This is a genomic window from Paracoccus albus (genome assembly GCF_027913035.1).
Lineage (GTDB): Bacteria > Pseudomonadota > Alphaproteobacteria > Rhodobacterales > Rhodobacteraceae > Paracoccus > Paracoccus albus.
The window spans coordinates 2,507,803-2,518,487 of sequence record NZ_CP115775.1 but is presented as its reverse complement, the minus strand read 5'-3'; the positions used below and the strand labels follow the sequence as shown (position 1 = coordinate 2,518,487).

Annotated in this window: 12 protein-coding genes and 1 pseudogene; 7 read left to right on the top strand and 6 right to left on the bottom strand. The window is 59.5% G+C overall.

Annotation, left to right across the window (positions count from 1 at the left end; all coding sequences use genetic code 11):
* Positions 1-6 precede the first annotated feature (6 nt).
* Both PAF20_RS12665 and PAF20_RS12660 read right to left on the bottom strand, forming a co-directional pair.
* The gene (locus tag PAF20_RS12665) at positions 7-678 is read right to left on the bottom strand and encodes an SDR family NAD(P)-dependent oxidoreductase (protein ID WP_271070987.1); all 672 of its coding nucleotides are present in this window, start codon (positions 676-678) and stop codon (positions 7-9) included.
* Complete coding sequence (locus PAF20_RS12660) at positions 666-1,064, bottom strand: DUF2177 family protein (RefSeq protein ID WP_114350770.1); 399 nt, start codon at positions 1,062-1,064, stop codon at positions 666-668. Before PAF20_RS12660 ends, PAF20_RS12665 begins: the two co-directional genes overlap by 13 nt.
* A gap of 188 nt (positions 1,065-1,252) precedes the next feature.
* Between PAF20_RS12660 and PAF20_RS12655 the strand changes: the two genes are divergently transcribed.
* From PAF20_RS12655 to PAF20_RS12630, 6 genes are all read left to right on the top strand, one after another.
* Positions 1,253-1,942, top strand: a complete 690-nt coding sequence (locus tag PAF20_RS12655; protein WP_271070986.1) for a phospholipase D-like domain-containing protein — start codon at positions 1,253-1,255, stop codon at positions 1,940-1,942.
* Positions 1,943-2,010: 68 nt separating this feature from the next.
* The gene (locus PAF20_RS12650; protein ID WP_271070985.1) at positions 2,011-2,775 is read left to right on the top strand and encodes a phospholipase D-like domain-containing protein; all 765 of its coding nucleotides are present in this window, start codon (positions 2,011-2,013) and stop codon (positions 2,773-2,775) included.
* A gap of 86 nt (positions 2,776-2,861) precedes the next feature.
* Entirely contained in the window at positions 2,862-4,094 is a 1,233-nt protein-coding gene (locus PAF20_RS12645; RefSeq protein ID WP_271070984.1) for a DUF2254 domain-containing protein, read from the top strand.
* A gap of 135 nt (positions 4,095-4,229) precedes the next feature.
* Positions 4,230-4,478, top strand: coding sequence for a DUF6900 domain-containing protein (locus PAF20_RS12640; RefSeq protein ID WP_271070983.1), 249 nt, complete (start codon positions 4,230-4,232; stop codon positions 4,476-4,478).
* A 14-nt stretch (positions 4,479-4,492) separates the two neighbouring features.
* Positions 4,493-4,720, top strand: a complete 228-nt coding sequence (locus PAF20_RS12635; protein WP_271070982.1) for a hypothetical protein — start codon at positions 4,493-4,495, stop codon at positions 4,718-4,720.
* A 97-nt stretch (positions 4,721-4,817) separates the two neighbouring features.
* Positions 4,818-5,366, top strand: a complete 549-nt coding sequence (locus PAF20_RS12630; protein ID WP_271070981.1) for a DUF3489 domain-containing protein — start codon at positions 4,818-4,820, stop codon at positions 5,364-5,366.
* Positions 5,367-5,511: 145 nt separating this feature from the next.
* Here PAF20_RS12630 and PAF20_RS12625 read toward each other — a convergent pair whose 3' ends face one another.
* Positions 5,512-6,231: a putative quinol monooxygenase gene (locus PAF20_RS12625; RefSeq protein WP_271070980.1), complete on the bottom strand. Its 720-nt coding sequence runs from the start codon at positions 6,229-6,231 to the stop codon at positions 5,512-5,514.
* Positions 6,232-6,387: 156 nt separating this feature from the next.
* Here PAF20_RS12625 and PAF20_RS12620 point away from each other — a divergent pair, with 156 nt between their 5' ends.
* Positions 6,388-7,248: a LysR family transcriptional regulator gene (locus PAF20_RS12620; RefSeq protein ID WP_271070979.1), complete on the top strand. Its 861-nt coding sequence runs from the start codon at positions 6,388-6,390 to the stop codon at positions 7,246-7,248.
* Between the two features lie 228 nt (positions 7,249-7,476).
* On the opposite strand, the pseudogene PAF20_RS12615 reads toward PAF20_RS12620, so the two are convergent.
* The 3 genes and pseudogenes from PAF20_RS12615 to PAF20_RS12605 all read right to left on the bottom strand — a co-directional run.
* A pseudogene (locus PAF20_RS12615) lies at positions 7,477-8,067 on the bottom strand (ParB/Srx family N-terminal domain-containing protein); the annotation flags it as partial.
* A gap of 463 nt (positions 8,068-8,530) precedes the next feature.
* On the bottom strand, positions 8,531-9,928 hold the full coding sequence (locus PAF20_RS12610; protein ID WP_271070978.1) for a sensor histidine kinase: 1,398 nt from the start codon (positions 9,926-9,928) through the stop codon (positions 8,531-8,533).
* Complete coding sequence (locus PAF20_RS12605) at positions 9,921-10,592, bottom strand: winged helix-turn-helix domain-containing protein (protein WP_271070977.1); 672 nt, start codon at positions 10,590-10,592, stop codon at positions 9,921-9,923. Before PAF20_RS12605 ends, PAF20_RS12610 begins: the two co-directional genes overlap by 8 nt.
* Positions 10,593-10,685 lie beyond the last annotated feature (93 nt).

Sequence of the window (10,685 nt, the reverse complement as noted above, 5' to 3'; positions counted from 1 at the left end):
GCGGACCTACCACTCGACGCGCTCGCCCTTCCAGTCCCAGAAACTGCCGTTGTCTTCGGGCGTCAGCCCGTCGATCACAGCCAGCAAGGACATTGCGGATTCAGCCGGTTTGATCGTCGGATGGCGCGCGGCATAGTCTTGCGTCAGCGGTGTCTCGACCGTGCCGGGATGCAGGGCGACGACGATATGCTGCTTTTGCTTCTGCGCGATCTCTATCGACGCGGTGCGGATGATCTGGTTGTGCGCAGCCTTTGCCGCGCGATAGCTGATCCAGCCGCCAAGCCCATTATCGCCGATGGATCCGATGCGTGCCGATAGCGAGGCAAATACAGCGCGCGCATTTTCGCGCAGAATTGGGCTGAAATAGCGTAGCAGAAGCGCGACCCCGGTGGCGTTCAGCGCGAATTGCGCGGCCATGACTTCGGCGTCGATGGCGCGGATGGTCTTTTCCGGCTGATGCCCCTCGATCACCAGTGCACCCGTGGCGTTGAAGATGAGGTCAAAGCGCTGATCAGCCATCGCATCGGCGGCCCGCGCCACGCTGGCTTGATCGGTCAGGTCCAGTCCGTCGCGCCGCGACAGGCCGGTGACTTCGACGCCGCGACGCCGCAGGACGTCAGCGATGGCCGCGCCGATCCCGCCACTGTCACCAATGACAAGCGCCTTTATGTCAGCCAACGTGTGGCCATCACTCCGGCCCAAGCCGAAAACCCGGTCAGAAACCCGCCCCAGATCGTATCGGTCACGACCTGCTGCATCGACCAATCGCGCAGCGTCGCGTAATTGGTGAACTCATAGGTGCCATAGCACATCAGCCCGATCAGCGCCCCACCTATCAGCGCTTTGCCCGGTCTTCCCTCGGCCAGTGCAGGAGCCGAGACGAAATACAGAACGCCGACAATATATGCCGCATAGAATGCGGCCGCGGGCATCATACGGAACGGATCGGCAAGAAGATCACCGACGTGACGTTCGAAAATCGGCCGGATGATCTGCGTGATACCGACGATGTCGATGACCAGAAAGATGATCAGGGTCGAGGCATAGAGGATGGCAATCTGCACCGGGCATTCTCCATATTGGGGCTTCCTGAGATATGACGCGCCACGCGCTCTCAAAGTTGCAGGAAAGCCAGGTGATCAGCAGGCTGAAGACGATCATGAATGCGCGGGTCGATACTGCCGGCAACTTTGGGCGACCGGAATGAGTTATTCGGACTGCATGACAGAAATAGCCTGTGGGCCAAAAAGATATGCAAAGCCTTGCCTTCGAACCGGGTCGAAACTGCTGGCGTGTTGCGGCGGCCGATCGGCTGTCCGTCATCGTGGATGGGCAGGACTATTTCCGCATCCTTCGCGAGGTGCTGCTGAAAGCAGAGCGTATGGTCATTCTCGTCGGTTGGGATTTTGACTTCGAGATCGAGATGCTGCCCGGTCAATCTGATGACAACGGCGATGCGCCTGACGGTTTTCCGAACGCCATCGGTCCGTTTCTGGATGCACTTGCGGCGCGACGCGAGGGACTGGATATCTATCTGCTGAAATGGAGCGGGGGTGCGCTGATTGCGCCCGGGCGCATCCTTCCGGCATTCCAGATCAAGCTGCTTTCGCCGAAGCAGCTCCATCTGGCCTTTGACGGCCACCATCCCATCGGCGCCTGCCATCATCAGAAAATCGTTGTTGTCGATGACGCGCCGGTATTCTGTGGCGGTATCGACGTCACCGAAGGTCGCTGGGACAATCGAGAGCATGCATCATTTGAAACATTGCGTCGCTTGAAGAACGGCGAGATCGCGCAGCCATGGCATGACACAACGACGCTGATTTCAGGAGATGCCGCGGCTGCCTTCAGCGAGTTGTGCCGGAACCGATGGGAACGCGCGACAGGCGAGCCGATCGGCGAAGATTTTACACGGGGGGGGATATCTGGCCATCAGACCTAGCGCCGGATTTCGAGAATATCGAGGTTGCAATTGCCCGCACAGCGCCTCCCGAAGCCGATCGCCCCACGGTGACGGAAATCGAGACGCTTTACCTCGACAGCATCAGGGCCGCCCGGGACTGCCTCTACCTCGAGCCGCAATATTTCGCCGCCGACAGTATCACCGATGCCGTCCGGGCACGCCTGCGAGAGCCAGACGGACCCGAGATCGTCGTCATCAATCCACACGCAGCGCAGGGGAACGTCGAGGATGAGGCGATGCATGTCACCCGCAGCCGCATGATCCGCGACCTGGCGCAGAATGATCCTTACAATCGCTTTCTGATCCTGTCGCCGGTCAATGACGCGGGTGAGGATATCTATGTCCATTCCAAGACCAGCATCATCGACGATGTGTTCCTGCGCATTGGCTCAAGCAATATCGACCGCCGCTCGATGGGGTTCGATACCGAAAGCGATGTGGCGCTGATCGCGGAAAAGGACACGGATCGGCGGCGTATCATCGCGATCCGCAATGACCTTTTGGCAGAACATCTCGGAGTCGAGGCAGATCAGGTCGCTGAGGCGATCGACAGGACAGGCAGTATCATCGCGGCTATCGACGCGCTAAACGACAGCGAAAGGCGCGGGTTGCGCCCGATTACGCCACGCAAGGAAACCCTGCTGGGCAAGTTCCTGTCCGACACCCGGCTGTTCGATCCTCGCTATCGTCAAAGCGCGCAAGCCCGCATCGGCATTACATCACGGCATGTGATGTACGGCTCTGCCGCCGTGGTTGCCGGCGTGCTGCTGCGGCGGCGCAATCGCAGGGCGCGAAGTCGTGGCAAGCGATAGCCACCTTGAGTGGTAATGGGTTGCAATCCCGCGCGGTTGGCTGGACCAAGGCCGGGAAGCGAAGCTGACGACGGAACGGACGCTCGATGACAGGCAGGTTCAACAGGGGATGGGTGCAGCGACTGCGCGTGCAACTGCGCAAGATGTGGGTGCGGGTTGTCCTTTACAGTCTTGCCGGGGTGCTGCTGGCGCTGCTCGCGCCACTTATCGGGCCGATCCTGCCCTATGTCCCGAAAATCGATCTCGCCTCAGGTTCGGTTGACGCGCTGCTCAATATCATCGCGTCCTCTATGCTGGCGGTCACAACCTTTTCGATGTCGATTCTGGTCGGGGCCTATGGCTCGGCCACCTCAAACGCGACGCCCCGTGCGACCAGGCTGCTGGAGGAGGATCGCACCGCGCAGACGGCGGTTTCGATATTTATCGGCTCCTTCCTGTTCAGTATTGTCGGGATCATCGGCTTGTCGGCTGGGCTTTACAGCGACAATGCGCGCGTGCTGCTGTTCGTGGCGACACTTGGCGATATCGCATTGATCGCCTGGGCTTTGGTGCGTTGGGTCAACCACCTGAACGATTTTGGCAGGATGAGCGACATCATCGCCCGGATCGAAACAGCGGCGAAACCCGCCGCGCGCCTGTATCGCGATTATCGTGCGCTTGGCGCCGTACCGCGGTCCGATATTCTGTCTGAGGATGCACCGATGGTTATGGCTGACCAGTCCGGTTATGTTCAGTATATCGATATCGAGAAACTGCAAACTCTTGCCGACCATCTGAAGATGAAGGTCGAAATCCGCCGTATGCCCGGCAAATATGTCCACCGCGGAGAGCCATTGCTGCGCCTTAGCGGTCCCGTGGAGGATGAGGCTCTCGCGACATTCCGCGAGGCTTTCTCGCTTGGCGAAGCGCGCAGCTTCGATCAGGATCTTGGCTATGGGTTGATTGTTCTTGGCGAGGTTGCCAGCAAGGCGCTGTCACCCGGCATCAACGACCCCGGCACGGCCATCGAAGTCTTGCGCGCCGGAACGCGTGTGCTGGAAGTTCTGCACGAGGACCCTGATCCAGAGGCCGAAGTAACCTACGGTTCGGTCTATGCGCCGCCGCTGGACATGGCGAACCTTTATTCGGTCTTCTTCTTTCCCATCGCCCGTGACGGGGCCGCTGTGATCGAGGTGCAGGAGGCACTGCAGGATTGCCTGCGCGCCGTTGCGGATTTTGGTGGTCGCGCGGCCGCGCAGGAAGAAGCGAGGCGAGCCCGAAAACGTGCGGAAGCTGTGCTTGAAGCGGATTGGGAGCAGCAGGTTCTGTCCGGCGCGTGACACAGGTCGCAGCGCCCCAAGGCTAAAGGTCCGCCTGTCATAAGGTTGTTCGTGGTATTCTCGAATGTCCTACATCGGCACCCTTCAGCATGATCATAAAGAAATGAAATTGCTCGTGATTTACTTTATACGGCCGTGCATCAGAGCGATTCTGACGGTGCCAATGCGATGCAACTCACCACCGAAGGCCATATCATGACCAAACCGAACCAGCCCGCCACAGACACCCTGCTGACCGACATCGCCCAGCGCCATTTCCACAGGCTGAAGACGCTGGAGACCCTCAAACGCGACGCGCTGGATTTCCACGATGTCGCAGTCTGGGCGATCCGCAGCGCGCTAGTAGAGGCCCATGCCGCTGGCTTTGCCGCCGCCACGAAATGAACCTGAGTATCGACATGACCCGCAAGCCCGCCCGAACCAATGACGCCGCCGTTGCTGCCTTCATCGCGAAGAAAGCCGAAATCGACGCGATGCTGGCCCGGTTGCAGTCCTTCAGCGACGACCACTTCGGTGCCGACTCGGAGCGGCTGAACTGGGGCGACCTCGGCAGCCTCGAGTATCAGGCCCATCTACTGAAGCAGATCATCGATTTTGCCTTTGGCGAGGGCGAACACGCTGCCTGACAGGCTGGCCCGTGCCAACCGCTGAGCCACGCCCCACGCGGGGCCCGGCTCCGTAGAAGCCGACCGCAGCCTGGGGCGGCGATACACGGAGTTAACGATGACCAAACTTACCGACACCCAGACCCTGATCCTGACCCGCGCCAGCGCCCGGCCGGGCAATCTCGCCCTGCCGCTGCCCGAGGGGCTGCCTGGCGCCGCCGCGAAGATGGCTATTGGGCGGATGATCGAGCTCGGCTTCATCGAGGAGGTCGAGGCCAATCTCCGGCGCGGCGAGCCGCTCTGGCGCGAGACCGGCGATGGTCATGGCACCACGCTGATCGCCACCGGGGCCGGGTTGGACGCCATCGGCATCGATCCGGTCGTGGTCAAGACCATGGCGGGGTTGCGCGGTGCCAAGCCCGAGGCCATCGCCGCCGCCCAGCGCCCCGGCACGAAACAGGCGCAGCTGATTGCCATGCTGCAGGCGCCGGAGGGCGCGACCATTGCAGAGATCGCCGAGGCAACGGGCTGGCAGGCACATTCGATTCGTGGTGCGATTTCCGGTTCGCTGAAGAAGAAACTGGGCCTGACCGTGACCTCCGAAAAACTCGCAGAGAGGGGCCGGGTCTATCGACTTGCCGGGCATGTTGGCCCTTCGATCAGATAGGACCAGCCCGTCAAATGGCGGCAAAGCGGGAGAAAGCGCTAATTCGCTGCAGTTACTCGAACGACCGCTTCACGGTGAATCTAAACTCGTTCGGCAAAGCGCCTGATGCGTTGCACCAGGCGCCTCTTGTTCCTGTCACATAGCGTTACTTGATGGCGAGGATGTCGAAGTTTTGGACGTTAGAGACCACACCGTCGTCCCACCCGCCAGCGACCAACTCCGCTGCCCGTTCGTTCAGCAGCCCGGCGACTTGACCGGCAAAGTGTGCTTCACGGCCAGCATTGTTAGTGAAGATGTCGAAGATTGCAAAGGATGTTTCGTCAATCTGCAGCGCCGCCCAGAACAATGTGCCGGGTTCGGTTTCTCCGACGATGGGACCAGCTGCGGTCAGCAAGGCTGCCAATTCCGGCCCTCTGCCGGGTGCTGCCTCGAGCGTGATGTACGTGGCTGTCGTGGCCGAGTAGAGATCAACCGGTTCCCTCACCGACAGGACATCGGAATTGTTGATATTCGCGACAACACCATCGTCCCAGCCCCCGGCGACCAGCGCGTCGGCATTTTGGTTCAAAGCCGCGGCCACAGCGCCGGAGAAATGCGCATTGCGCGCTTCTTCATCCACGAAGATATCAAAGATCGCGAGCGTATCGTCGTCTTGTAAGGCAAACCAAAGCACGGTGCCTGGTTCGGTGTCCGCGACAATCGGGGCGGCTCCGGCCAGAAATTCGGCGAATGCTTCGGTCTGGCCTTCAGCGGCGGACATGGCGATGTAGCTGGCAGTGTGATTTTCCATTGGGGTTTCCTGTGCGGCTGCAGATGTCGTGATCAAGGCCAAAGCGGTGAGTGTCTTGAGAATTTGGTCTTTCATGGTCGCCTCCTGATTGAGAGGTTGTTGTGTTTGGTTTCGATGCACCCTTTTCTCATGCCGAATGCCTCAGGCACCAATCCCGAACTTCTATTCTTTGATAGACATGTGCTATGGTGAACCTCATGGCGGAAAGTGACGGAGACTGTGGCAGTGGAGATGAACCAGATCAGGTATTTTTTGGCTGTCTGCCAGCATCGCAACTTCACCCATGCAGCTAGCGCCTCAAATGTTTCCCAACCGTCCTTGACGACCGCGATCAAGAAACTTGAACACGAGCTCGGGGGTGATCTGTTTGTCAGGGACCGCGCGGGATGCAGGTTGACGGCACTCGGAAAACTCATGCAGCCAAGGCTACAGAAAGCGCATGACGAAACGCAGGCAGCTAAGGCAGAAGCCGTCCGCCACACGCGACTAGAGCGGGTTCCTGTTTCTGTCGGTGTTGGCGAAACGATTGGTCACAACCGGATTTCAGCCGCCGTGGAACGCTTCCGTACACGATTGCCGCAAGCCGAAATAGAGTTGATCGTGGCGTCTGCCTCCAAGCTTATGGCCGGATTGCGAGAGGGTGAATTTGACGTCGTTGTCACAGCGGCGACGGTCAGTGAAGACCTCTATCGAATAGACCAGCTCTATGACGAGGCCTACAAGGTTGTGGTGTCCAAGTCGCACCCGTTGTCTGGACGAAACGCTATTTCTCTTTCGACACTCGCTGAAACTGACATGCTCGATCGACCCAATTGCGAAATGCGCGATGCGTTGCATCGGGCATGTGCAGACCAAGGTCACGAACTCTACGCGGCCTATCGGTCAAATCGCGTGGATTGGTTAGTCGAACTCGCGCGGCAGGGATTAGGCGCGGTGATTTTGCCAACCACGGCAATTCCAGCAGACAGGGGCCTCGTTTCGATACCCATCGACGGCCTTGAAATTTCGCGAACTGTTTCTGCTCTTCGTTATCGGCACCAAACGACGAGACCAGAGACAAATGATCTGATCCGTGAGATTGCGCGTGTGTAGGCGTAGTATCATTGATGGCCGACATTCGCGCATAGTGCAGTAACTGGTACTTTGGGCTCAAAGCTGCCTTTGAGCTTGTTAGCCGACCGGATCACTCGTCCTCCAGCAGCTGATACGCCAGAGTTCTAAGCGCATGCGCCGCAACCAGTGGGACCACGCCATTGCCACAGAGGCGGAGCCTGTCTACCCGGTGGGCCAGCCCATCAGAGCCTCGACGAATAGCGGGTTCAGCGGCCGGACATCACCCAGCAGCTTTGCGACCACATCGGCGCTGGTGCTGTCGCCGCAGATCAGCCGGTGCGGCCCGAGTTGCCAGAGATCGCCCGGCACCGAGACCGGATCGGCGGGTGGTTCTGGAACCTCGTCCTCGCCCTCGGTCGCGCCGTCATCTGCCAGATCCGGATCCTGTAGCAGCGCCTCCAGCTCGTCCTCGGCAAGGCCCAGCAGCGAGAGGTCGAAATCGTCGGCCAGCAGCCCGGCCACCTCGTCGCGCAGCATTTCCTCGTCCCAGTCGCCGAGTTCCGTCAGCTTGTTGTCGGCGATCCGGTAGGCCCGGCGTTCGGCCTCGTCGAGATGGCTGAGCCGGATCACCGGCACCTCATGAAGCCCCAGTTCCGTTGCCGCCAGCACGCGGCCATGACCCGCGATCAGCTCGCCATCGTCCCCGACCATGCAGGGCACGTTCCAGCCGAAGCGGGCCATGCTCGCCGCGATCCGGGCGACCTGATCGGGCCCATGCATCTTGGCGTTTCGGGCATAGGGGCGCAGGCGCTCGATCGGCCAGAACTCGATCTGGCGCGGCGCGAAGGTGAGGTCCATGGGGCAGGGTCGTCCTGTGGTTTTGGGTGGTTTCTCAGCGGGTGGATCCCGGTGGCTTCCGCCTCGCTGGATCCCGTCGCTGGCTTCCGCCAAGTGGATCCTCGGAATCCACCCGGAATCCACAAGGAATCCACCCTGCGAAGATTCTTAAGGCCTTGTTTTATTGATCGAAAAAGATCTTTTGTGGCTCAGGTGGATTCCGCCTGGATTCCCCGGTGAAGTCGCCTGACGCTGGCAATCTTCTGCGCTGCGCCCCCCCGAATACAGATCGCGTCGGGGAGGAACCATGGCAAGGGGGAGGTGTGGAGGGTCTGACCTGATGAGCACCTGAGAGGCGTCTGTTCTCCGGGCGCTCGTCTTCGATCCTTGGGTTATGAGTCAACCCGGGCACGAATGTCAAACTGTTTTGTTGCGGGTTTGTTCGTGTGGCGCTTTCAAGGTCTCGCACGCTGTATTGTCCAGGTTAAGCTCCTCGCGGCGCTGCCTCGCTGAAACGCAGCAGAACGCTCAGGCCCGGATTGTTATCGTTCATTGTCACTGCTGCGGTGTGTAGCTCCGCGATCGCTCTGACCATGCTAAGGCCCAAGCCGTTGCCAGGAGTGGTTCGGCTTTTCTCAAGGCGATAAAAGCGGCGGAAGACCTTATCCCACTCCTCCGCTGGGATGCCTGGTCCATCGTCTGAAACCTGAAGCAGAACGTTGTTTTCTGCCCTTGCCAGTGTCACCTCGATCCGCGTTCCCGAGGGACTGTGGCGCAGGGCGTTTTCAACGAGGTTTGCAATCATCTGGGTTAGCAGCTGCTGATCGCCTTGAACCGTCGCGTCCTGATCCTCAATGTCAAACACCAGCGTCTGATCGTTTTCTTCGGCAACGGGACCATAAGCATCCTCAATCCGGGCGAGGATCGGGGCAAGCGGGGTCGCGGCGAACCGAACTGAACGCTGACCGGCCTCGATCTGCGCGATCCGCAGCAGAGCATGGAATATCTCGATCAGATCGTCGGCAATCTCGACGGCCTGTTCCGCGACCTCCCTGTTCTCACGCGTCAGATCGGGCGCATTCAGCAGCACATCCAACCGCTGCCTCAGACGCTGCATCGGGGTGCGAAGATCATGGGCAATATCTGCTGATATCTGCTTCTGGCTGTCGACCATCTTCTGAAGCTGGGCGATGGTCCGGTTGATTTCTTCTGCCATGCGGACAAGATCATCGCTGTCGGAGCCAGTCGTGGGGACGCGACGTTCCAACTGGCCCATCGCCACCGACTTCAATGTCGCTGAAATCTGGGTCAGCCGCTGTTCGGTTCTGCGACCTACAATGATCCCCGCAAGCAAACCAGCAAGCAGCAAGAGGATGAAGCCTGCAACGAAACCGCGCTCGAGAACCTCGCGCAGCTCTTCAAGAAAATAGGTGCTTGTGCCCAAGGTCAGCCGGTTCGGGCCGAGTTGCACCGAATGTAGCAGATAGCCGGTAACATCCTCATAGCGTGGCTTTTCGGCGTGAATTGCATCGATGGGGACATAGCCGCTGCCCTGTCCGTCGATGGCATCGACATTTCCGGCCAGAACGGTGCCATTGGCGTCCTCAAGCAGGTAGATCCGATAGTCTTCGAAATTGAACCCGGCAAAACCTCCTAGCTTTGCCTGAACCGCCTCCAGCCCATCGCTTTCATAGAGACTTGCGAAACCGGCCGCATCATCGGCCAGTTGATCTGATACCCATTCACTGATCTCGCGATCCGCGAAATGATAGCTTAGCCCGAATACCAAGGCGGTAATGATTGCGTAAAGCGCCGCGAACCGTAGTGACAGGCGCGCCGAGGTCGAGCGCAGGAAGCGCGATATGCCAGTGTGCCTAGCCATGCAGGCTGTAGCCCGCGCCGCGGACGGTGTGGATCAATTCGGTGTCGAAAGGTTTGTCGACCTTGTTACGCAAGCGGCTGATATGGGTCTCGACGACATTGGTCTTGGGGTCGAAGTGAAAGTCCCAGACCGATTCCAGCAACATGGTGCGGGTTAACACACGTCCGGCGTTGCGCATCAGATATTCCAGCAGGCTGAATTCGCGGGGTTGGAGGTCCAGCGACAGGCCCGCCCGCGTGACCGTGCGACGGATCAGGTTCATTTCCAGATCGGCCACCTGCAGGACGGTTTCCTCGGTCTTCAGGGGGGGTCTGCGGGTCAGGGCCGCCAGCCGCGCCGACAATTCCTGAAACGAGAACGGCTTGACCAGATAATCGTCCGATCCGGCCTCAAGCCCCTCGACCCGGTCGTCGATGCCGTCCATCGCTGACAGGATCAGGATCGGTGTCTCTACCCCTGCGCCGCGCACCGATTTGATCAGTGTCAGCCCGTCCAGTCCCGGCAGCATACGGTCGAAAATCATCACATCGTAATTGTTGTCCAGCGCTGACAGGAAGCCTTCGCGGCCATTATCGCAGTGATCGACCAGATGCCCCTGCGCGCGCAGGCTGGAAGAGATATATTCCGCCGTTTCGGTATGATCCTCTACCACAAGAACGCGCATTTGTGTTGCTTTCAGTTGCTCCCTTCGCTGGGATAACCCACCCTGTGTCTTGGTCAAGCCTGCGGGACATTACGGATTGTTATAGTTCCGGCA

What these genes read in the sequence shown, in the direction of transcription:
- PAF20_RS12655 (WP_271070986.1), top strand. Translation starts at nt 1,253, where the DNA reads ATGCAAAGCCTTGCCTTCGAACCGGGTCGAAACTGCTGGCGTGTTGCG.
- PAF20_RS12645 (WP_271070984.1), top strand. Translation starts at nt 2,862, where the DNA reads ATGACAGGCAGGTTCAACAGGGGATGGGTGCAGCGACTGCGCGTGCAA.
- PAF20_RS12635 (WP_271070982.1), top strand. Translation starts at nt 4,493, where the DNA reads ATGACCCGCAAGCCCGCCCGAACCAATGACGCCGCCGTTGCTGCCTTC.
- PAF20_RS12630 (WP_271070981.1), top strand. Translation starts at nt 4,818, where the DNA reads ATGACCAAACTTACCGACACCCAGACCCTGATCCTGACCCGCGCCAGC.
- PAF20_RS12625 (WP_271070980.1), bottom strand. Translation starts at nt 6,231, where the DNA reads ATGAAAGACCAAATTCTCAAGACACTCACCGCTTTGGCCTTGATCACG.
- PAF20_RS12620 (WP_271070979.1), top strand. Translation starts at nt 6,388, where the DNA reads ATGAACCAGATCAGGTATTTTTTGGCTGTCTGCCAGCATCGCAACTTC.
- PAF20_RS12610 (WP_271070978.1), bottom strand. Translation starts at nt 9,928, where the DNA reads ATGGCTAGGCACACTGGCATATCGCGCTTCCTGCGCTCGACCTCGGCG.
- PAF20_RS12605 (WP_271070977.1), bottom strand. Translation starts at nt 10,592, where the DNA reads ATGCGCGTTCTTGTGGTAGAGGATCATACCGAAACGGCGGAATATATC.